At 46.5% G+C, this 22,707-nt stretch carries 19 protein-coding genes; 14 read left to right on the top strand and 5 right to left on the bottom strand.

Going from position 1 to position 22,707, the window contains the following annotated elements; translation table 11 throughout:
• The first annotated feature begins 45 nt into the window (after window positions 1–45).
• Both MMG82_RS15585 and MMG82_RS15580 read left to right on the top strand, forming a co-directional pair.
• Window positions 46–2,313 carry a marine proteobacterial sortase target protein gene (locus MMG82_RS15585; RefSeq protein ID WP_241407070.1) on the top strand — a complete coding sequence of 756 codons (2,268 nt, stop codon included), beginning with the start codon at window positions 46–48 and terminating at the stop codon, window positions 2,311–2,313.
• Between the two features lie 9 nt (window positions 2,314–2,322).
• Entirely contained in the window at window positions 2,323–3,009 is a 687-nt protein-coding gene (locus MMG82_RS15580; protein WP_241407069.1) for a class GN sortase, read from the top strand.
• Between the two features lie 80 nt (window positions 3,010–3,089).
• Here MMG82_RS15580 and MMG82_RS15575 read toward each other — a convergent pair whose 3' ends face one another.
• Window positions 3,090–4,115 (bottom strand): GGDEF domain-containing protein, encoded by a 1,026-nt coding sequence (locus tag MMG82_RS15575; RefSeq protein ID WP_241407068.1) that lies wholly within the window; start codon window positions 4,113–4,115, stop codon window positions 3,090–3,092.
• Between the two features lie 159 nt (window positions 4,116–4,274).
• Between MMG82_RS15575 and MMG82_RS15570 the strand changes: the two genes are divergently transcribed.
• Window positions 4,275–5,900, top strand: coding sequence for a M28 family metallopeptidase (locus MMG82_RS15570; RefSeq protein WP_241407067.1), 1,626 nt, complete (start codon window positions 4,275–4,277; stop codon window positions 5,898–5,900).
• A 293-nt stretch (window positions 5,901–6,193) separates the two neighbouring features.
• On the opposite strand, the gene MMG82_RS15565 is transcribed toward MMG82_RS15570, so the two are convergent.
• The 3 genes from MMG82_RS15565 to MMG82_RS15555 form a co-directional block, all read right to left on the bottom strand.
• Window positions 6,194–7,057, bottom strand: coding sequence for a hypothetical protein (locus MMG82_RS15565; RefSeq protein ID WP_037418173.1), 864 nt, complete (start codon window positions 7,055–7,057; stop codon window positions 6,194–6,196).
• A gap of 426 nt (window positions 7,058–7,483) precedes the next feature.
• Complete coding sequence (locus MMG82_RS15560) at window positions 7,484–8,443, bottom strand: RimK family alpha-L-glutamate ligase (RefSeq protein ID WP_037418145.1); 960 nt, start codon at window positions 8,441–8,443, stop codon at window positions 7,484–7,486.
• Between the two features lie 20 nt (window positions 8,444–8,463).
• Entirely contained in the window at window positions 8,464–8,922 is a 459-nt protein-coding gene (locus MMG82_RS15555; RefSeq protein ID WP_037430721.1) for a DUF413 domain-containing protein, read from the bottom strand.
• A 108-nt stretch (window positions 8,923–9,030) separates the two neighbouring features.
• On the opposite strand from MMG82_RS15555, the gene hdfR reads away from it, so the two are divergent.
• The gene (hdfR, locus tag MMG82_RS15550; protein ID WP_037430718.1) at window positions 9,031–9,891 is read left to right on the top strand and encodes an HTH-type transcriptional regulator HdfR; all 861 of its coding nucleotides are present in this window, start codon (window positions 9,031–9,033) and stop codon (window positions 9,889–9,891) included.
• A 101-nt stretch (window positions 9,892–9,992) separates the two neighbouring features.
• Here hdfR and MMG82_RS15545 read toward each other — a convergent pair whose 3' ends face one another.
• Window positions 9,993–10,364, bottom strand: a complete 372-nt coding sequence (locus MMG82_RS15545; RefSeq protein ID WP_037430715.1) for a diacylglycerol kinase — start codon at window positions 10,362–10,364, stop codon at window positions 9,993–9,995.
• A gap of 243 nt (window positions 10,365–10,607) precedes the next feature.
• Here MMG82_RS15545 and MMG82_RS15540 point away from each other — a divergent pair, with 243 nt between their 5' ends.
• From MMG82_RS15540 to MMG82_RS15495, 10 genes are all read left to right on the top strand, one after another.
• On the top strand, window positions 10,608–11,516 hold the full coding sequence (locus tag MMG82_RS15540) for a DNA ligase (protein WP_172590839.1): 909 nt from the start codon (window positions 10,608–10,610) through the stop codon (window positions 11,514–11,516).
• A gap of 103 nt (window positions 11,517–11,619) precedes the next feature.
• A complete protein-coding gene (locus MMG82_RS15535) occupies window positions 11,620–12,636 on the top strand; it encodes a hypothetical protein (protein WP_047533424.1) in 1,017 nt (338 codons plus the stop codon).
• A gap of 68 nt (window positions 12,637–12,704) precedes the next feature.
• Window positions 12,705–13,163 carry a low molecular weight protein-tyrosine-phosphatase gene (locus MMG82_RS15530; RefSeq protein WP_277622235.1) on the top strand — a complete coding sequence of 153 codons (459 nt, stop codon included), beginning with the start codon at window positions 12,705–12,707 and terminating at the stop codon, window positions 13,161–13,163.
• 294 nt (window positions 13,164–13,457) lie between these two features.
• Window positions 13,458–13,874 carry a CBS domain-containing protein gene (locus MMG82_RS15525; protein ID WP_172590838.1) on the top strand — a complete coding sequence of 139 codons (417 nt, stop codon included), beginning with the start codon at window positions 13,458–13,460 and terminating at the stop codon, window positions 13,872–13,874.
• A gap of 114 nt (window positions 13,875–13,988) precedes the next feature.
• On the top strand, window positions 13,989–17,870 hold the full coding sequence (gene hrpA, locus MMG82_RS15520; RefSeq protein WP_241407066.1) for an ATP-dependent RNA helicase HrpA: 3,882 nt from the start codon (window positions 13,989–13,991) through the stop codon (window positions 17,868–17,870).
• Between the two features lie 699 nt (window positions 17,871–18,569).
• The gene (locus MMG82_RS15515; RefSeq protein WP_241407065.1) at window positions 18,570–18,728 is read left to right on the top strand and encodes a periplasmic nitrate reductase, NapE protein; all 159 of its coding nucleotides are present in this window, start codon (window positions 18,570–18,572) and stop codon (window positions 18,726–18,728) included.
• A 43-nt stretch (window positions 18,729–18,771) separates the two neighbouring features.
• On the top strand, window positions 18,772–19,029 hold the full coding sequence (locus tag MMG82_RS15510) for a chaperone NapD (RefSeq protein ID WP_047537299.1): 258 nt from the start codon (window positions 18,772–18,774) through the stop codon (window positions 19,027–19,029).
• A gap of 2 nt (window positions 19,030–19,031) precedes the next feature.
• Window positions 19,032–21,521, top strand: coding sequence for a nitrate reductase catalytic subunit NapA (gene napA, locus MMG82_RS15505; RefSeq protein WP_140907067.1), 2,490 nt, complete (start codon window positions 19,032–19,034; stop codon window positions 21,519–21,521).
• A gap of 10 nt (window positions 21,522–21,531) precedes the next feature.
• Entirely contained in the window at window positions 21,532–22,017 is a 486-nt protein-coding gene (locus MMG82_RS15500; RefSeq protein WP_240292029.1) for a nitrate reductase cytochrome c-type subunit, read from the top strand.
• Window positions 22,018–22,025: 8 nt separating this feature from the next.
• Complete coding sequence (locus MMG82_RS15495; protein WP_037418266.1) at window positions 22,026–22,613, top strand: cytochrome c3 family protein; 588 nt, start codon at window positions 22,026–22,028, stop codon at window positions 22,611–22,613.
• Window positions 22,614–22,707 lie beyond the last annotated feature (94 nt).

Here is a 22,707-nt window from a genome sequence, read left to right as displayed (position 1 = left end):
TTCAACAATATCAATCGTATTCAATCAAGATCAGGAGCCTTTGTGATGATCACAGGGAAAAGGGTAAAAGAAGTTTGTCAAACACTGGCGATGCTAATGATCGGCGCCTCCATCTGTTGGGGGCTCCCCTTTGCGGTGTTAGCTTCACCAAACAGTGTGGGCACATTATCGGCACCACAAAATATTGCGGCGACCTTCGAAGAACACACGGCGAGCACATTGCCAGCTTTTAGTTTCGATGATGTCACCCAAGGGATGTTGGTGTATCAAACCGCCAGCGGCCGTTTAATGCCATCTTTACCCGTGGACACGCAAGTGTCGATGCAGGTCTCGGGGTTAACCAATAGGGTGAGCGTAAAGCAGGTTTTCAGTAATCAAACGGGATTTGTCCTCAATGGCCGCTATCTGTTCCCTTTACCCAATGAGGCGGCAGTAGACTCACTGCGTTTACACATTGGTGAGCGGATCATCGAAGGTCAAATTCACCTAAAAGAGCAAGCAAAACAGATTTTTGAACAGGCCAAAGCCGAAGGGAAACGCGCCAGTCTAGTCAGTCAAGAACGGCCCAATATGTTCACGACCGAAGTCGCTAACCTTGCTCCCGCTGAAAAGTTGGTGGTCGAAATCAGCTATCAAGAAACCATTCATTATGAAGATGGTCTCTTTAGCCTACGTTTTCCGCTGGTGGTGGCGCCGCGCTATATTTCAGGCCTAACACTCGGTGGGAACCAGAGTGAGCGTGTAACCAGCAGCCAAGTCTTCGATGCCGACCGGATTATCGCCCCGAACCGCGATGCCAATAGTGAGGCGGATCCCGTGCTCAAGGCCGATATTAAGGTCAAGCTTGGTGACGACGTGGAAAAATCAGCCGTGGTGAGTCCGTATCATCCCATTACGATAGCGGAAAAACAGGGCCAACTGACGGCGGCCTTAGCTAATCGCGTGCCCGCCAATCGTGACTTTGTGCTGCAATGGCGTCTTAAGCAGGGCACGAGTCCCGTGGCTTGGGTATTCAACCAAGCGGGCAAAACCCATACGACGCAGGACGACAATGCGAGTGCGGATACAGGTCCAACTGGTAATAGTAGCAATACAGATAACTACAGCTTAGTGATGGTTCTGCCGCCCAAAGTCGAGGCCAGTGAACGAGTTAACTTGCCCCGTGAGCTTATTTTAGTGATTGATACTTCGGGGTCGATGGCGGGAGATTCCATCATTCAGGCGAAAAATGCCCTGCGTTATGCGCTGCGCGGTTTAAGGCCACAGGACAGTTTTAACATTATCGAATTTAACTCCGATGTGTCTTTATTATCGTCCACACCGCTGCCCGCGACAGCGACTAATCTGGACAAGGCGCGTCAGTTTGTGAATCGTTTGCAGGCCGATGGTGGCACCGAAATGGCGCTGGCTTTAAATGCCGCGCTGCCAAGGCAGGCGTTTAACAAAGCTTCGGCTGAGGATAAGTCGCTAAGACAAGTGATCTTTATGACCGATGGCTCCGTCGGCAATGAATCGGCGCTATTTGAGTTAATCCGCAATCAAATCGGCGACAACCGTCTTTTCACCGTCGGTATTGGCTCGGCGCCGAACTCGCATTTTATGCAGCGTGCGGCTGAACTTGGGCGCGGCACTTTTACTTACATTGGTGATGTGGATGAAGTGGAGCAAAAGATTAGCCAATTACTGGGCAAAATCCAGTATCCGGTACTCACCGATTTACAGGTGCGCTTTGACGATGGATCTGTACCTGACTACTGGCCAGCGCCAATCCCCGATCTTTACCGCGGTGAACCGGTGTTGATTAGCCTAAAGCGCCATCCTCGTGAGCCTCAGGAACTGGTGATCTCCGGTCGTCAGGGCCATAAAAATTGGCAGCAGTCGTTATCTTTACAAACCAATGGCGCAAGCCATTCTGCAACTGATGTAGCGCAGCCAGCAGCCGGGCTCGATTTACTCTGGGCGCGCAAACAGATTGCGGCGTTAGAGCTGAGTAAAAACGGCGCTAACGATGACAAGGTCAAAGAGCAGGTCACGGCGCTGTCGCTGAACTATCACTTAGTCAGCCCTTATACCAGTTTGGTCGCGGTGGATTTAACGCCCATCACCACTAATGCGATAAGCCGCGATGCAGTGGTGCGCCAGCATTTACCCTTGGGGTGGCAGCCAATGGGCGTTTTGCCACAAACATCGACCTCGAGCCGTTTCGACATGCTCTTAGGGGGCGGCGTGTTACTACTTGCCTTGATGTTGGCGCTGTCGATTCGTCGCCAGCAGCGGCAGCAACGCGCGCTGTCATTAGCGCTGAATACTTGAGTCATGTCCATGAGTATGCGCATGACTCAACAGATACAAATAGGGTTGCTGGTGGGATTGGTATTACTTGGCATCACGTTGTTTGGAAAAGGATTCTATATGCAAGCGAAAGCACACTTTGCCCAATATTTGATTGAACAAGCCTGGGCTAAAACCTTAATCGATGGTCAATCCCATAAACCTTGGTCCTGGGCCGATACCTATCCCGTGGCTAAGCTCTCCATCGAGCAGGCTAAAAGACCGAATCACTTCGATGGTCCTGCATCCAATGACAGCTTATATGTGTTGGCGGGCGCATCTGGCCGTAATTTGGCCTTCGGGCCAGCCTTAGTACTATCGAGTGCACCCGCTGGCGCGCAAGGTAACACTGTGATTGCTGGGCACAGGGATACGCATTTTGCGATGTTAAATGGCATTAGTGTTGGACGCCGTCTGGCGCTGCAAACCGCGACGGGCAAGGAAATTGTTTATCAAGTAGTGGCGACCGAAGTAGTACACGAATCGCAAACTGAGTTAATGGCGGCAACTGACGATAATCGTTTAACGCTCATCACTTGTTATCCCTTCGATGCGCTGCAAGGCGGGGCTGAATTGCGGTTTGTAGTGCAAGCGGTGCCGATTACCTCACCGACGAATGCTCCGCAACTATTTGATCAAAGTAAAGATATGGTCGAAATTCCGCAAAAGGTAGCTTAATAATCGCTAAAGCAGGCTGAGTAGTCACTCGGCCTGCATATTGTTTGATGAGTTATCGCTACCATAGAATGAGCGTGGCATTAGCTGTTTATCGGCATGACTCGATTACGGCCTAGACGTTTGGCTTCGTAAAGCAATTTATCTGTTTTTTCAATCAGCTGTTCAACAGATTGCTTTTCTTGCCATTGGGCAACGCCAAATGATGCAGTAATATTATCGACTCGCTGGTCTTTGCGCCTATCTTTAAGGCTTAGTTTTTCAAGCCCGCGGCGCATCGCTTCGGCCAGTTGTCGCGAAATTCTCAACTGGCTCTTGGGTACTAAAATGGCAAATTCTTCACCGCCAAAGCGGTACAACTTACAGCCATCTCGACAGGCTTCCTGTAAGCGTTTCGCGACCGCTTTTAATACTTGATCGCCTAACTGGTGGCCATAGTTGTCATTGAACGCTTTAAAATGATCGATATCAACTAAGATTAGGCAGGTTCCTTCCCCTGCTTGCGCTAGCATTCCGGCGATATCGGCATCAAAGGCGCGGCGGTTTAAACAGCCTGTCAGCGCGTCATAAAGCATATCTTTTTCTGTTTTCTCAAGCTTTTGCTTCAGTGCATCAATCTCTGTCTGAGCTTTTTGCAATTGAGCGGTAAAAAACTCGGTGCTCGAGCGAATATTGTCGGATTCTTTGACCAAATTACGTACTAAATCGAGCACTTGATCAACACTGAGCGTACCTTCTTCGATACCATTCAGTTTGGCAAAGTTATTATGGATACAGGTTTGAAACTCAGTCGCATCCAGATTGGTATCCTTAATCGACTGCGATAACTCAGTGGCCATGGCCTCAAGGTTTAGCCGCATATCTCGCACATTCAGTTCTATGGGGTCTGCCACATATTGACGATATAACAGCTCACTACTCACGGGAGGGCAGGTATTGTAATGGGCGATAACCGTATCGAGCTGTGCATTTAATGCCGGATTTTGTTCACCTACGTAGGTATACCAAAGAGCGTAATTAATGGGAGTCGTGGGGATTTGATGCTTGAGCATTAAGGGAACCGCTTTTTTAAGATTTAAGGCTGCGGTTTGTAATAAATCTCGTGACATGGATTAATCCCAATAAATATAAATCGATAAACTATGTGCACCACATAGGGGTAAGTATTTTGCTCGTCAAATCCCGTTACAACTCAAGCCAAAAGCGGGTTGAATAAACCTGCCAAAAGGCAAAGGGGATATGTTAGAGTTTATCGCTAAAACTAAATAATGATAATAACTTGGGAGAAACTCTTGAAAAATTTCATCCTTACGAGTGCCTTAAGCGCCTTACTGTCCTTGCCCGCTGTTGCCGCCCAGTCGTTGAGTGACAGCATGGATTTGAACCAATATCGTACAGATGTAAAAACCTTAGCCAGTGACGCCTTTGGCGGCCGAGCGCCCTTATCCGAAGGCGAGCAACTCACCATTCAATATCTTGAGAAAGCCTTCAAAGAAATGGGGCTTAAGCCTGGATTTGGCGATAGTTACTTGCAGGCTGTGCCACTGGCGAAAATTACCGCCGATCAAAATATGCAGCTTGATATGGGAGGGCTTAAGTTTGCCAATGGCAGCGAGTTTACCGCCAGAACCCAGAGAATTAGCGATAAAGTCAACCTTAGTAATAGCGATGTGGTGTTTGTCGGTTATGGGATTAATGCGCCTGAATATGGTTGGAATGACTATCAGGGACTCGATGTAAAAGGTAAAACCGTGATAGTGCTGGTCAATGACCCTGGTTTTGCAACTCAAGATCCCAAGGTCTTTAAAGGCAATGCCATGACCTACTATGGCCGCTGGACCTACAAATACGAAGAGGCCGCGCGTCAAGGCGCTGAAGCTGTTTTTATTGTGCATGAAACTGAACCCGCAGCCTATGGCTGGGGTGTCGTGCAAAACTCTAACACAGGTACCAAGTTTACCCTCATCGATGCCAACAATAATCAAGGGCAGGTTGGTGTGATGGGTTGGGTGCAACATGATGTCGCCCAAAAGATTTTTGCTAAGGCTGGTATGGACTTTGATACCTTAAAACAACAAGCCGCTAAGCCAAACTTTAAGGCCATTCCCTTAAAGCTAAAGGCGAATGTTAGTTTAAATAATACGATTGAACGCGCCGAATCCCACAATGTGGCGGCACTATTACCTGGAAAAAGCCGCCCTGATGAGGTGGTGATGATGCATGCCCATTGGGATCATTTAGGTACAGTGATAGAAGACGATAAACCGGAAATCATTAATGGCGCGGTCGATAATGCCAGTGGTGTGGCAGGTGTGTTAGCGCTTGCGCGTTACTTTGCCAAACAAGCAAAAACGGCGCCGCTTGAGCGCTCGATTCTGTTTAGTGCCTTTACCGCCGAAGAAACAGGGCTGATCGGTGCTCAGCATTTTGCTCAGCATCCCACTGTACCGACCAAAAACATTGTCGCTTTTTTAAATATTGACGGCATGAATATGAACCAAGGGGTAGATTATATTCTGCGCTATGGTGAGGGCGTGTCTGAGCTAGAAACCTATTTGGATAAGGCCGCTAAGGCGCAGGGGCGGATGGTGAAGGGCGATCCAAGACCACAAAATGGTTTGATGTTTAGATCGGACCACTTCGCTCTGGCCCAGCAAGGCGTGCCCGGCTTGTTATTTATGAGCCTTGGGGATACGGATCCTGACTACATTGCCCATAAATACCATAAAGGAGCCGATGATTATGATCCTAACTGGACCCTCGAAGGGGTGAAGCAGGATTTAGATCTGATGGCGAGTATGTTAACCACCTTAGCCAATGGTAAAGATTGGCCGCATTGGTTAGAAGCATCGGATTTTAAGACTAAGCGTGAGCAGGATGGCCGTAAAAAGTAATTCCGATTAAGGTAAAAAGGACGCTGCTGCGTCCTTTTTTATGTTTATTCAATTAATTAACCTGAGCTCGGGATAAGCAGAGCCGCTGAATAGGCATCTTTTCGGGCGCCTCTCTGCATTGCTCTGTCTCACCATAGCGCGCTATGGCATAAGACTGAGCGCCTTGATATGCGCAAAAATCTGCGCATTCCGTTAGAAAAAAGATTTTTCTTTTCAAAAGAATCATTTATAGCATTGATTTAGTTTGTTAAATTTAGATTTTTTCGACACTGGTTATCCCGAGTTCAGGTTAACTAGAAGGTGTAGCTAACAGAAAGCATGGGGCCGATAAAACTGTAGTAAATATTGTAATCGGCAATTTGAGTCTCTTTATTTGGGGACTTTTGTGCGATATCGACGTCAACTTTGTAATAGTTATAGGCAACACTCATACGCCAATTGGGAGTAATTTGCGCATCTATGCCTAATTTAATATCAACCAACTCGCCTTTGACATCATTGAGGTTGATATAGAAATACTGGGCGTGAGTGGTTAAATCCCATCCAGAAATAAATTCGTAATTAGCATAGACGCCAAAGTCCGGCAGTGGTGCAGTGATATTCTCATCGACAATTTGCGGTATTGCCTGGCTCGCACAGACATTATTCAGTAACTCAGAGGCTTTACAGACGCCGATAATGCCTTCAAATCCTGTCTTGATAAACATTGTGTGTAAACCAAGAGACAAACCAACATCATAGTTACTGCCTTGAATTGCATCAAAACCGTAACCAACACGTAGAATATCGATATTTAAGGTGGAGCTGAGTTTTCCGCCTGCTTTAATATCGTAAATTGTATCGTTAATTTCAATTTGGAATGGTTTGGAAAGGGCTTGGGTTTCGGCTGTGCGGTGTAGTTGTTTCCAGTCGAGGTAAAGATGATGGCGTTCGTTGAAGTGATAATTTAGCTCAACAAAGGGCAAAAATTCGTTTTCGGCCAGTTGCAGATCGGACTCATAGTTTAAGGTGAAGTTACTCGCGGTATTCGGGTTAGTCACTTCCATATTGGTATCTGACTGCGAATAAAATCCCCCTAGCTCCAAGCTGAATTCGCCCGCCAGCACAGGAGTGCAAGTGAGAAGGGCGATCACTAAGGGGGTTAGACGAGTGGAAATCAACGCTACTCCAGTATTCTTCTTATTATATCCAGCGATAACATCAGACTTAAGTGCCATAAGTTATGACCATTTGGAGTGTATCAGTAAATCTTTAAATGTGAATAAAATGTTTTGAAAAGTGTGGATTTTCGTGATTTAAAACAAAAGTTGTATGGTTAATCGCTTTGGTATCGCAGGCTTGAGGGAGGGATCACAGTAATTTACATCTTGGTGATTAGGGCGTGTTGAGGTTTCTGCTGCGTTATCGTCCATTTATGTAGAATAACTACACTGTACGGACTTTGCCTTGCATAAAAGCCAGCCACATTACTGCAAAAATAACCCTGAAACGTCAACACGCCCTAGTGACGGGAATATGTCGTAAAGCCTAAAAAAACGGCCCAGTAGAGACTGAGCCGCCGATAAGAGCTTAACGAGACCGCATCAATTGTTATGCGTGTTAGCGGCCGATGTTGGCTCGCTGCTTTTCTCGTCCTTGTTAAACATGCCTAAACGGATGCGGATAAAGTGCAAAATTTGCGCAGCAATATCCACATTTAAGCACGATTCTAATCCTTCAAACCCAGGTGATGAGTTGGCTTCGCAGATTTTGTAATGGCCGTTATCGAACAATAAATCGATACCTGCCACATCTAAATCGAGAATATTGGCGGTTTGCGTCGCGAGCCATTCGATTTCAGGGGTGATTTCAAAGGGCCTCGCCGAGCCACCCGCACTGACATTAGCTTTAAAGCTATCTTCTTGCCCACGTCGCTCGTAGCAGCCTGCAACGCGTCCGCCAATAGTAAAGACTCGCAAGTCGCGGCCATGACTATTGGCAATGAACTCTTGCAAAATAATGTTGGCGTTTTTATTAGTCGCTTCGATTAGTTGCATTAAGTCATCAAACTCACGGGCTTTGTGTGATAAGAATACACCACTGCCTTGAGAGCCTGAGAGCGTTTTAATCACTACGGGAAAACCTAAATGTCGCTCAACCAGATCAATATCAACCGGGAATTTGACCAACATGGTTTTTGGTGTCGGTAAATTCTTCTCGGCCAACAATTGCTGGGAGAAGAGCTTATCTTTAACAATCTCAATGGCTTTTGAAGGATTTAAACAATAGACCCCTAAGCGTTCTAAATGGCGAATGATTGCCAACGCAAAGTAGGTGGTGCCAGAACCCATGCGCGGAATGATAAAATCCGGCAATTCAACGGGTTGTCCATTTAACAAAATACTTTTGTTATCTTCTCTCGTCACGGTGAGATCAAACTCATCCGGCGCATAAACGGCTAATTCAATATTGTCGGCCTTAGCTGCCGCCAACAGACGTTCGATTTCATACCATTCAGGTTTTAGCTGAGTCGCGGTTTCTTTATATAAAATCCAACCACGCATTTAATCGCAAACCTTCATTTTCATGCTTTGTCCTCGGGTTCAGCTTCATCCTGAACATCATCTTCAATTTCAACATCCACATCTACATCGAATGCCGCTTCTGGCTCAACCTCAGGTTTGGTTGCTGGTAAATGAACCGTACCAACCACTGCATAAAAGGGCTTACCCCGGGCGAGTTTGCGGTACTTTAACCAGATCTGCTCTAACAAGCTACTCGGAGCGATGTTTCCTTTGATGACTTCGACAAATTGTGCTTCGTCGGCGGTCACTGGGAGTGTTTTGCCTTCAGCAAGGTTTTTCATGGCATGACCATGTAATTCGAGCAGTTCGGCTTCTTTACTAGTGAAGTCGCCACTGCGCTTAAAACCTTTGGGGAAATTAGTATCGTCGTAAAAGCGTTTGTGAGATACAAAACTGGCAGCTGAGCCGTTCAGCGTCTCAGAACCCCTGTTAGCGTTTGAAAAAGACTGTTCAGACATGGCTGTTACCTTCTAGATTTTGGTATACAAAGATTTGCAAGTGGAGTATTGGCTAGTATTATTGATTTATAAATCAAAAAAATTTGCCTATGTTGGTCAAGAATTTTTATGGATACCGATTTACTAAAGACCTTTCTGGAAGTCTCTCGTACCCGCCATTTTGGTAAGGCGGCGGAAAACCTCTACCTTACCCGTAGTGCGGTAAGTTTTAGAGTTAAACAGCTTGAGAGCATTCTTGGTGTTGCCTTGTTTGAGCGCCAACGAAATAATATTCAGCCGACCCCTGCTGGGGAACGGATGTTGGGCCATGCGGAAGCGGTATTGACAGCATGGGAGCGCGCCAAGCAGGATGTTTCGCTTAGTCAGTTACAATCGACTCAATTAGCGATTGGTGCGGGTCCCAATATTTGGGATGCCTATTTACAGCGGTATTTACAGCATCTGCATGTGGGACTTCCTGGGGTTGCATTGCGGACCGAGGTTTTGCCACTCACCGTAATGACACGGCAATTGATGGACCGCACCCTTGATTTAGCGATTTCTTTTGATCCACCCAAACTTGACCAATTTGAATTAATCCAATTAGGCCAAATCAATTTGCTGCTGGTATCTAAATCCCGGGATGTGGCCGTTAATGAGGTGCAAGCTGGACAATATGTCAAAGTCGATTGGGGGACGGCCTTTAATATTATTCATGCGCAGGAATATGCGGCTTTACCTGTGCCAACTTTACATACCAGTTCGGCTCGAATCGCCTTAGATTTTATCTTAAATAACGGCGGCTGCGCATTTTTACCCGAGCATTTGGTGCAGCCTTTGCTTCAAAGAGGCGAACTGAATTTGGTCGCGGGGGCGAGTGCGATTTCACGCAGTGTGTATGTCGCCTATTGGGCTGAAAATGACAGACTAGAGCAAATTAAGCAGGCGATAAGTTTTTTAGCGGATAAGCTCGTAATTGAAGATAACTAAATTTGTTGAGTTGGATAAAAAAACGCCTTTGGGATAATTCCTAAAGGCTTTTTTTATCAGCGAATTTAATGACCTAAATCAGTGTTAATGCGCACAAAGGATTATATCAAGCGCGGTAATAACACCACGAGCCAAGTGATCCCGCAGAGCGCTAAACTCATGAACACCGCAGCAGAGGCGATATCCTTTGCTTGACCACTCAGGGGATGGATCTCACTTCCAACACGGTCAACAACTGCTTCAATAGCAGAATTTAATAGCTCTACAATTAACACGATAAACAGCGTTAAGATCAGCATTAAGCGTTCCATGGTGCTGATATCGACCAATAGGGCGATGGGGAGCATCACCACCGCAAGCATCAATTCTTGTCTAAACGCAGCTTCATGGACCCACGCCGCTTTTAAGCCCTTCATTGAAAATCCCGTCGCTCTAAAGATGCGTTTTATACCGTGGTTATTTGCTGGTTTCATAATTATTCCATCGACTTGGGCGGTTGTTCGTGAGCATTTTCGTTCAAACCGAATACGACTTGTCTGCCGGCTTTTGAACTAGCTTAAAAAAGAGGCCGCAGTATAGCCCGATAATTTATGTGTATAAATAGTTAACTATACAAATTGCTCGCTCTGATAGGGGGATCATATTGCGGCCGGATTAGCGGCAGTCAAGGCTAAATACTAAGCTTGCAGTGGGATGACTTACAGAGAGACAAAGGAATGACTCTGACAATTCGCGTACTTTTTTTAAGAAATGCACTTGCCAAGTGCTTTGGGCTTCTCATTGGTCTTTGCAGCTTATTTATTGCGGTTAGCTATGCAAGTCCTGCACCGAATATTCAATTAGCAACCGAATATGCACTCGACGATCATACTCAAATCAGCGCGTTTCTGGTCAGTGAAAAACTTGATGGTGTGCGTGGTTACTGGGATGGGCAACGTTTGTTTACTCGTCAGGGGAATCCCATTCTGGCCCCAAGTTGGTTTACCGCCGAGTTTCCCACTATCGCAATGGAAGGTGAGTTATGGCTCGGGCGAGGGCAGTTTGAGGCGATTTCAGGATTAATACGTCAAACATCGGCAAAGGATACGGACTGGCAAAAGGTACGCTTTATGGTATTTGATTTACCGACAACCAAGGGGAGCTTTGAAGACCGTTATCTACAAATGCAAACTCTTATCGAGGGAAAATCGGCTTATCTTCAAGTTATTGAGCAATTTAGTGTCGATAGTGTCGAGGCCCTCTATGACACTTTAAATACCTTAGTTGCCCTTGGCGCTGAAGGATTAATGTTACATCGACGCACTGCGGTATATACGCCGGGACGTAATCCTAATGTAATGAAGTTAAAGCCCTATTTAGATGCTGAAGCGACGGTGATTGGTTATGTTGCTGGCAAAGGGCAATTTGCTGGGAAAATGGGTGCCTTAAGAGTGCAAACACCAGAGGGGCGAATTTTTAGTATTGGCACAGGTTTTAACCTTGCAGAGCGTCAGCATCCCCCAGCTATCGGTACACTTATCACTTACAAGTATCTAGGATTAACGGTGAATGGCTTGCCGCGATTTGCTAGTTATTTACGGATCAGGACAGACATTGTGCCTGAGGATAAAGAAGTTAAAGAATAAGTTGCGAAATTGTTGGATATTGATAAAAATCGAACGCTATCAATAAGGGTTTTGCCGGGTATCATACTGATTATTAATAGGCAATAACACCAAGGAGTAGGTTTTGGTTGATATTCAATTTAGTGAACATTCTTTGAAGCAACGCTTGGCTAAAATCTTAACGGTCCCCAAATGGACTAAGCAGCCCATTGTCACCGCTAAAGCTTTTTTGCAAAGTTTAACCATTGCCCAGCGCTGTTATCTATTAGCATTAATTGCTTTATTGCTATTTCAGTCAGACATTTGGCTAGCCGCTATTATCACTGCGGTTGCATTAATCATTGAATTTTGGCCAAAATTTGCAATAGCGTGGCATTCATTGGCTGGAAAAGCCATTTTCCTACTCTTTTATGCCGTTATTGCCAACTTTGCCTTGGCCGCCAGTGGTAGTGTGGTTAATGAAATCACAGGTGTTTCAGCTTCACATTTGTCTTACACCCACAACTTTGCCATTTTGCTGTATTTACCCATTTGGTTCGTGTGTATTTCTATTCTCGCGTTACTGCTTCTGCAAATTGTGATCCCTTGTTATTTATTGTTCCATATCGGTTTACGGATTTTAGGGTTAGAGACCAACCAACAGGACAATAAAAAACGCTTTGTGGTAACAACGGCATTTTTACGTATGGTGTTATCTGTGGTGTTATTAATGAATCTTGTTGCCATCTCCGATGGTGAAACTTTATTGGAGAACGTTGCGAACAAAATACAAAAAAATGAAAAAGTGAGTCTTGCAAACACTGTTGTTGAAGTCAAAATAACCGAAAAAGCCCAGACTGAAGCAGAGAAAGCGGCTAATGATCTCACCATGCAATCTGCTGATGGCACTATCGAATCCTTAAGAACTTTTGGGCACACATACTACAAGGGGATCCGAGAATTAATCGCGTTATTTGCCTATAAGTTTGAGGCCGATGGCCGTAGTCGTTGTGAAAAATTAGCCAATTCTGTGGTGGTTGAGTTAAACGATTACGAAATACTGGAAATCACCGAGTCTGCTAACGAGAAATACGGTTATCATTTTGAAGTGAAAAAATGTATTTCTCCCGCCTTTGGGCAAATCGCATCACCCCCTAAATAGCACTGCCAGAGGATGCTAAGTTGTTAGAAGATAAAGCGTTAAAAGCAAAAAATATAAGACGAATTTTAATGGTCTGTATGGGGAATATTTGTCGTTCGCCCACGGCTGAGGTCGTTTGCCGTGCAAAAATTCGTGAACGTCGCCTCAATATTGAAGTTGATTCTGCTGGCACCATTGGTTATCACCAAGGAGATAAACCTGACAGTCGCGCCATAGCTGCGGGTATAAAACGCGGGTTAAGTTTCGATGGTATGCGCGCAAGACAAATTGTTGATGCCGATTTTGAGTATTTTGATCTTATTTTAGCAGCCGATAATGGTAATTTAGTGGATTTACGTAGTCGTTGTCCGCTTGAGTATCAATACAAACTTCAGCTAATGTTGTCTTACGGAAATAGTGAAATTGATGAGGTCCCCGATCCCTATTATGGCGGTACTCAAGGATTTGAATTAGTCCTCGATTTGCTCGAACAGAGTATCGATAGCTTGTTAGATCAATTAGCAGGAAAAACGAATGACACAGATTAATGATTAAGGCGGAGTAGGTACCTTAGAACCTCGATGAGTCAAAGTATCAACCCCTGCTTACCTATGCAATAGAACGTAAAATCATTGGATTAATTTCATTAAGCGTTAACTAAGCTTATTTCGGGATACTAAATCTATCTCAAACAGTTCTTACCGCTATAACCTTAAAACGTCAACATGCCCTAGTCGTCAGATAAGCTCAATCGATATTAATTGCTTAACTCTTGCGAGATTTTGACTAGACTCAAAGCTCAGGTAAGTGAGTTTGTTACAGGTAAGTTTGGGGAGATTGCTATGGATTCAATCAAAATACGCGACCATATGGACCGTCAGCCTGTGTTGCTCAGTGCAAATATGTCACTGGCTACTGCGGTTGATAAATTGTTAGATAATAACAAGATGGGTGCAGCTGTCGTGGATGACAGTGGTAATTTAGTGGGTTTTTTATCCCAGCAAGACTGCTTAGCTGTCATGTTAAAGAGCAGCTATCACTGTGACTTAACCTCAGTGGTGAAGGATTGTATGCGCACTGAAGTCCTGTATGTCGGTCCTGATGAGAGTATTTTACAACTCGCGGAGCAGATGCTGGGCGCTAAACCAAAGACCTATCCGGTGGTGGATAATGGCAAAGTCATCGGCACAATCAATCGCACCAATGTGTTGAAGGCGATGAATGTGTACATGCAGCAATGTTATCTTGCACCCGCTTAAGCCGTTATTTGGGTGGCTAATTTCCCGCGGTTTACGGTGTGTTTTGAACAATTAGCCATACCAATAAACCAGGTTCCTTGCTAGGATCGCCTTTTTCGATGCTAGCAATGGAATTTGGTTTTGAACTCTGACAAACATCCGCTATCGAGCGCTTTTCTCCAGCAATGCTTTCAAAGTGATGCCTCGCGGATCCGCCGCCGTTTATTTAAGCTCCATAAAGAAGCCGATTCTGACAAAAAAACACAAGAATTAGCCAAACTTGCTGAGCAGGCGCAAGCAGCGTTCGGGAAAGTAGAGCAGCGCCTGAAGGCTCGCCCTAAGATCAATTATCCTGACAATCTGCCCGTCAGTGGCATGCGCGAAGACATCGCCAAAGCCATCAGTGAAAACCAAGTGGTGATCATTGCGGGTGAAACCGGCTCGGGTAAAACCACTCAGTTGCCTAAAATCTGTTTAGAACTGGGCTTAGGCAGCCGTGGTTTTATTGGTCATACCCAGCCGCGGAGGTTAGCTGCGCGCAGTGTTGCGTCAAGGGTGGCTGAAGAATTACAAAGCCCGCTCGGCGAAGTCGTGGGCTTTAAGGTGCGTTTTGCCGATGCGCTTAAGAGTGAATCCTATATCAAACTGATGACCGACGGGATTTTACTGGCGGAGCTGACTTCAGATCGTTATTTAGATCAATACGATACTATCATTATCGACGAGGCGCATGAACGTAGCCTCAACATCGATTTTATCTTGGGTTACCTTAAGCAAATTCTTAAAAAACGCCCCGATCTTAAGATCATCATCACCTCGGCGACCATTGATGTTGAGCGTTTCTCTAAGCATTTCAATAATGCGCCGATTATTGAGGTGTCAGGGCGTACCTATCCGGTCGAAACCCGTTATCGCCCATTGTTACAAGATACTGAGGCCGATCTCGACCAAATTGAAGGGATTTTTGCCGCCGTTGATGAGCTGGTTGCCGAAGGCTTAGGCGATATTTTGATCTTTATGAACGGTGAGCGTGAAATTCGCGATACTGCTGAGCAGCTTAATCGGCGTAATTACCGCGATACTGAGATTTTGCCGCTCTACGCGCGCCTCTCCTACGGCGAGCAGTCCAAGGTCTTTAGTAGTCATACAGGGCGTCGTATCGTGCTTGCGACTAACGTAGCGGAAACCTCGCTGACTGTGCCGGGTATTCGTTACGTGATTGACCCAGGAACAGCGCGCATCAGCCGTTATAGCTATCGCACTAAGGTGCAGCGTTTGCCGATTGAGCCTATTTCACAGGCGAGTGCCAATCAGCGTCAAGGCCGCTGCGGCCGTGTTGGCCCAGGGATTTGTATTCGTTTATACGATGAGGCGGATTTTAATAACCGCCCAGCCTTTACCGATCCCGAAATCTTACGAACCAATTTGGCGTCGGTGATTTTGCAAATGCTCGCCATCGGGCTTGGTGATATAGCTGCTTTCCCGTTTATTGAGCCGCCCGATCCGCGCCATATTCGTGATGGCTTCTTACTGCTTGAGGAATTACAGGCGGTTAAGCAGCAGAAGGGCAATATTGTGTTAACGCCGCTTGGGCGGCAGTTATCGCAAATCCCCGTCGATCCACGTTTAGCGCGTATGGTGGTCGAAAGCCACCAACTTGGTTGCTTAAATGAGGTGTTAGTGATCGCCTCAGGGCTGTCTATTCAAGATCCCCGTGAGCGGCCCATGGATAAAAAGCAGGCGTCCGATGAAGCCCATCGCCGCTTTGCCGATCCCCAGTCTGATTTTGTCAGTTGGGTAAACTTATGGCAGCACTTAAAAGAGCAACAAAAGGAATTATCCGCCAGTCAGTTCCGTAAAAAATGTCGTGATGAATATTTAGCCTACCTGCGTGTGCGCGAATGGCAGGATTTATATACTCAGCTAAAACAAGCGGTTCACGACTTAAAATGGCGCATAAACGACACGCCTGCGAACTACGATGCGCTGCACCGTGCACTGTTATCGGGTCTGCTCAGCCATATTGGCTTTAAGGACAATAACAACGAATACTTAGGCGCACGCAATCGTAAGTTTTTTGTGTTCCCCGGCTCTCCGTTGGCTAAGAAAGGCCCGAAATGGATTATGGCGGCGGAGCTGATGGAAACCTCTAAGCTGTTTGCCCGCTGCTGCGCCAAAATTGAGCCAGAGTGGCTCGAGCCGTTAGCAGCACATCTGATTAAAAAGAATCACCTAGAGCCACATTTTGAGGCGAAACAGGGCAGTGTGATCGCCTTTGAGAATCAAGTGCTCTATGGCTTGACCGTGGTGCATCGCCGCCGCGTGCAATATGGGCCGATTAATCCTGTTGAAGCGCGGGAAATCTTTATCCGTAGCGCGCTCGCCGAAGGGCAATTACAAACCAAAGAAGCCTTCTTTATCGCTAACCAAAAGTTATTGGAAGACGTCGAAGCGCTCGAGCACAAGTCCCGCCGCCGCGATATTTTGGTCGATGAACAAGTGTTGATGGACTTTTACGAGCCGCGCATTCCCGAAGGCATCTATAACGCGCCTAAGTTCTTTAGCTGGTGGAAAGAAGCGCGCCGAGCTCAGCCCGATTTACTCGATTTTAATAAGTCGCTATTGATGCAGCGCAGTGCCGATCACATATCGGCGCTCGATTTTCCCGATACTTGGCACAAGGGCAATATTCGCCTGCAACTCAGTTATCACTTCGACCCAGCTGCGAGTGATGATGGCGTCTCTGTGCATATTCCTGTGGCGTTACTTAATCAAATCGATGATACGGATTTCGATTGGCTAGTAGCGGGGATGCGTGAGGAGAAATGCGTCGCGCTAATTAAATCCCTGCCAAAGGGGCTGCGACGTAACTTTGTGCCTGCGCCCGATTATGCCCGTGCCTGCGTGCAGGCGATGCAGCCCTTTAGCGCCAGTTTACTCGAGGCCATGTGCAAACAGCTGCTGCGTATGAGTGGCACGCGCGTCAATCCTGAAGATTTTGATGTTTCGCAGATGCCAGTGCATTTGCTGATGAACTTTAAGATTGAGGATGACAAGGGCAAGTTAGTGGCACAGGGGCGGGTGCTTGATACCTTAAAGGCCGAGTTACAGGGCGTGGTCGCGAAGGCGATTCGTCAGGTGGCGGATAAGGGGATTGAAAAGGAAGCACTCACTGAGTGGTCATTTGGCGACTTACCTAAGCAATTTGAGCAGCGTAAGGGTAACTATCAAGTGCGGGCATTCCCCGCATTGATTGACAATAAAGATTCAGTTGCCATCAAATTATTTGATGATGAATTTGAGGCGCAGGCGGCGCATCGTCAAGGTCTACGTCGCTTGTTGTTACTCAACATTCCTTCACCTGTAAAACACCTGCAACAGGCACTACCCAACAAGGCCAAATTGGCGATGTATTTCAATCCATTTGGCCAAGTGCAAATTCTGATTGATGACATCATTGCCGCAGCGGTACAGCAATTGCTTGATGAAAAGGCGCTGGATGTGCGCGATGCAACGCAGTTTGATGCGGCCAAGGATTGGGTGCGCCAAGAATTGAATCCTACCGCTGAGCAAATTGCACTTAAGGTGGAACAAATTCTGACGCTCTACCAAGGCATTAAAAAGCGGACTAAGGGTAAAATCAGCTTAGATATCGCTTTTGCTATGAGTGATATTCAAAGCCAATTAGACCACTTAGTCTTTAAGGGGTTTGTTGAAGCTTGCGGTTGGAAGCGTTTAGCCGATGTGGCGCGCTACTTAAAGGCGATTGAAATCCGCATCGATAAATTACCTGTAGACCCGACACGTGACCGCTTGCATATGCAGAGTATCACTAAAGTGCAGGAGGCTTTAGCGGCTCAACTTGCTAAGGTGCCACGCTCACAGCCCGTGCCTGCGGCACTGATTGAAGCCCGTTGGATGATTGAAGAGTACCGCGTATCTTGCTTTGCCCAGGCGCTTGGTACAGCGTATCCCATTTCAGAAAAACGTATATTAAATCATATCCTGCTGAGTTAATGATGTTGATACATAACTGACTGAAACTGTAGATTCAGTCAGTTATGCATAATGCATCATCTTTAGCATTAACAGCCGAACCTTAGGGTTCGGCTTTTTTATTGCTCATTTTCACCTAACTATAATTAGCCGCGATCAGCATGTCGTTGCAGGCGTGATTGTTTGCTATCGGCTATCACAGGCTAACCCCAAAGGGCAAAGTAGGTAGCGAATGAATGGCCCCTAATGGCTTTTAATTGATAAACAGTTAGCCAATACGGTAGGGACTTTGGCTATATCTTGAGCGAGTTAACGATTTGACGAAGATGTTAAGCCAATTTCGCTGCGGATAATCGGTAATTTGTGCCTTCCTTTACCATCCCCTAATACTCCTTAAGGAATATTTTGTTTAAATCTTGTGCGGTTTAGTTGCCTAACGCCTATCTCTTTTCCATGCTTTAGCAATTGGTTAATAAAAAAACATAACTAATCAACCTGTTTACAATCTGAAAAAACGCTCAAAAACCATGATCTAATTAAATCTATCGCCAAATTGATGATCTGGATCAAGCATCAAAGGGTTTACCGATTTTGAGGTATACAGTTTGTTAACACCTTAACGCTATGATCAATTGGTGGATCAAAGATGCAATAGAGATACCTATAAATCCTGTAGTGATCAGAGTAATCCATCACAGGAACGAACCTCTTGGAGGACGCATGAGTGCTAACAGCGCAGCAGAAAAATCCTTAGAACTGAAAATTTTTATCTTTTTAACCGTATTTCTCGCCCCCCTCTTATCCGTGTTCTTGGTGAGTGGATTGGGATTTGCCATATGGTTTAGCCAAATCTTCACCGGCCCACCTGGGGCTGGTTGAGTCAATACAAAATAATAACAACAGAATTAAAGCGGAGTGTCGGATGAGCAAAGAGCTGCATATCACAAGTCTCGTGGTGCAAGTCATGCCAAATAAGATGGCGGATGTTAGGCAACACATTATGGCGATTGAGAATGCCGAACTCTCTGTCAATAACGAAGTAAAACTCGTCGTTGTACTTGAAGGTAACTCCCAACGTGCCTTAATGGACGGTATCGAACAGATTAATGCCATTCCTGGCGTCTTGTCCGCCACTATGGTTTACCACCAGAGTGAACAGCTCGAAGAGGGTGAAGAATGAACATGAATAGACGTGACTTTATTAAAGCCAATGCGGTGATTGCAGCAGCGGGCGCCGCAGGCTTAGCGCTGCCGGCATCAGCCAGCAATTTAATTACTAGCTCAGAGCAAACCAAATTAGAGTGGAACAAAGCGCCTTGCCGTTTCTGTGGTACGGGCTGCTCTGTGATTGTTGCGACACGTGATGGCAAAGTGGTTGCGACCCACGGCGATGCAAACAGCGAAGTGAACCGCGGCCTTAACTGTATTAAAGGTTACTTCCTGTCGAAAATTATGTATGGCAGCGATCGTTTGACCACGCCAATGCTCAGAATGACCGATGGCAAGTACGACAAGCACGGTGAATTTACTCCCATTAGCTGGGACAGCGCTTTTGATATCATGGCGCAAAAATGGAAAGAAACCCTCAAGGCCAAAGGCCCTACCGCAGTTGGAATGTTTGGCTCGGGCCAGTGGACCGTCTGGGAAGGCTATGCCGCGGTTAAACTGATGAAGGCGGGCTTTGGCTCTAACAACATTGATCCGAATGCGCGTCACTGTATGGCGTCAGCCGTGGTCGGCTTTATGCGTACCTTCGGTATCGATGAGCCTATGGGCTGTTACGATGATATGGAAGCGGCCGATGCTTTTGTGCTGTGGGGCTCCAACATGGCTGAAATGCACCCGATCCTATGGACTCGAGTGACTGACCGCCGTTTAAGCGCATCCCATGTGAAGGTTGCGGTACTCTCGACGTTTGAGCATCGCTCCTTCGACTTGGCGGATTTACCGATAGTATTTACGCCACAAACCGACTTAGCCATCCTGAACTTTATCGCCAACTACATCATTCAAAACGATAAAGTAAACTGGGACTTTGTGAAGAAGCACGTTAACTTCCGCCAAGGTACCACGGATATCGGCTATGGTTTACGTCCAACCCATCCGCTGGAGCAGAAAGCCAAAAACGTGAAAACGGCAGGGGATTCGACTCCGATTGATTTCGATACCTTTAAGGCCTTTGTCGCCGAATATACGGTGGAGAAGGTCAGCAAGATGTCGGGCGTACCTGAAGCTAAACTTATCGAATTGGCGAAGCTTTATGCCGATCCTGATACCAAGGTCACCTCGTTCTGGACCATGGGCTTTAACCAACATACCCGTGGTGTGTGGTGTAACAACCTGATTTATAACATCCACTTACTAACAGGTAAGATTTCAACTCCCGGTAATAGCCCATTCTCGTTAACCGGTCAGCCTTCTGCCTGCGGTACGGCTCGTGAAGTCGGGACGTTCTCCCACCGTTTACCCGCGGATATGGTGGTAACTAACCCTGAGCATCGAAAACACGCCGAAGAAATTTGGAAGATCCCCAGCGGTATTATTCCACCAAAACCTGGTTATCACGCCGTAGAACAAAACCGCCGCTTAAAAGATGGCGACTTGAACTGCTATTGGGTGCAAGTGAACAACAATATGCAGGCAGGGCCTAACATCAATGAGGAAGGCTTACCTGGCTATCGCAATCCTGCCAACTTTATTGTGGTATCCGATGCGTATCCCACAGTAACGACTCAAGCTGCGGACTTAATTCTGCCAACCGCGATGTGGGTTGAGAAAGAGGGCGCTTATGGTAATGCTGAGCGTCGCACTCAATTTTGGCATCAAATGGTGCAGGCGCCGGGCGAATCACACTCAGATCTGTGGCAGTTGATGGAGTTTTCTAAACGCTTCACCACCGACGAAGTCTGGCCGAAGGAAGTCTTAGCTGCAAACCCGCAATTTAAAGGCAAAACCCTCTTTGAAGTGCTTTACCAAAACGGCAATGTTGATAAGTTCCCGTTGGCAGATACTGATCCTAAGTATCTGAACAATGAAGCGAAACATTTCGGCTTCTATGTTCAAAAAGGGTTGTTTGAAGAATATGCCACCTTTGGTCGTGGTCATGGTCACGATTTGGCCCCGTTTGATGCTTATCACGAAGCCCATGGCCTTCGCTGGCCAGTTGTTAATGGCAAAGAAACCCAATGGCGTTTCCGTGAGGGAACGGATCCCTATGTTAAACCGGGTAAAGGCTTTGAGTTTTATGGACATCCTGATGGCCGTGCGGTGATTTTTGCGCTGCCCTATGAGCCACCAGCAGAGTCTCCTGATGAAGAGTTCGATATTTGGTTATCCACGGGTCGTGTACTTGAACACTGGCATTCGGGCTCGATGACCCAACGTGTGCCTGAGCTTTACCGTGCCTTCCCCGATGCTGTGTGTTTTATGCATCCAGAAGATGCCAAAAAACGTGGTTTACGCCGTGGTGATGAAGTTCGAGTCGTGTCTCGCCGTGGTGAAATCAAAACCCGTGTCGAAACCCGTGGCCGCAACAAGCCGCCGGTGGGTTTGGTGTTCGTACCTTGGTTCGATGCCAGTCAGCTCATTAACAAAGTCACCTTGGATGCGACAGATCCGCTGTCGAAACAAACCGACTTTAAGAAATGCGCCGTGAAAATCGTCAAGGTATAAGGAGTACAGGATGAAAACATTCAAATTAGCTTCAGCATTTAGTGCGCTTGCCTTTTCAGCCCTGATGATGACCAGTGTGACTGCAGCCAGTATTCCTGAGGATAAGATCGATACCTTACGTCAGGCGCCGATTAACGTTGAGCCAACACCGCCCGCGATGCAGGCAGTGCTGAATAAAGATATCAAAGAGGTGCGTAACTACCCAATGCAGCCACCGGTGATCCCGCACAAGATCGACGGCTATCAGCTCGATCTTAAGGTCAACAAGTGTATGTCATGCCATGCCAGACACCGCACAGGGGATTCCCAAGCGCCTATGGTGAGCGTGACGCACTATATGGATAGGGATAACAACTTTTTAGCTGAGCTTTCACCAAGGCGTTATTTCTGTACTCAGTGCCATGTGCCGCAACTGGATGCCAAATTACTGGTCGAGAACGACTTTGTGGATATGGATCATCTGATTAAAGCGAACACTGAGCAGAAAAAACACTAGGAGTCAGCATGTTAGATAAACTTAAAAAGATCTGGCAAGTGCTCAATCGTCCGAGTGTGCACTACAGTTTAGGGTTTCTAACCTTAGGTGGCTTTGTGGCAGGGGTGATCTTTTGGGGGGGCTTTAACACTGCGCTTGAAGCCACGAACAGAGAAGCCTTTTGTATTGGTTGCCATGAAATGGAAAATAACGTCTACCAAGAGTTACAGTCGACTATCCATTTCACTAACCGTAGTGGGGTGCGTGCAACTTGCCCTGACTGCCATGTGCCACACAACTGGACCGATAAAATTGCCCGTAAGATGCAGGCATCGAAAGAAGTGTGGGGTAAAGTGTTTGGTACCATCAATACCCGCGAAAAGTTTGAGAGTAAACGTCGCGAGCTGGCTGAACATGAATGGGCAAGGTTAAAGGCAAATGACTCGCTCGAGTGTCGAAATTGCCATAACTTTACCTATATGGACTTTACTAGGCAGTCACCACGCGCCGCGCAGATGCACTCCACATCGCTGGCCAGTGGTGAGAAGACCTGTATTGATTGCCACAAAGGTATTGCCCATCATCTTCCCGATATGGCGGGCGTTGAAGGTTTCTAATCGCGTGTAATATTTCATCTCCAGTCAAAGGCCAAGTGCTCTCCACACTTGGCCTTTTATTTTTAGATTGCAATCTATGATTTATCTATCTGAA

This window comes from Shewanella sp. MM_2022_3, assembly GCF_022557375.1.
In the GTDB taxonomy this organism is placed as follows: Bacteria; Pseudomonadota; Gammaproteobacteria; order Enterobacterales; family Shewanellaceae; genus Shewanella; species Shewanella xiamenensis.
This window is presented reverse-complemented; position numbering and strand designations above follow the sequence as displayed.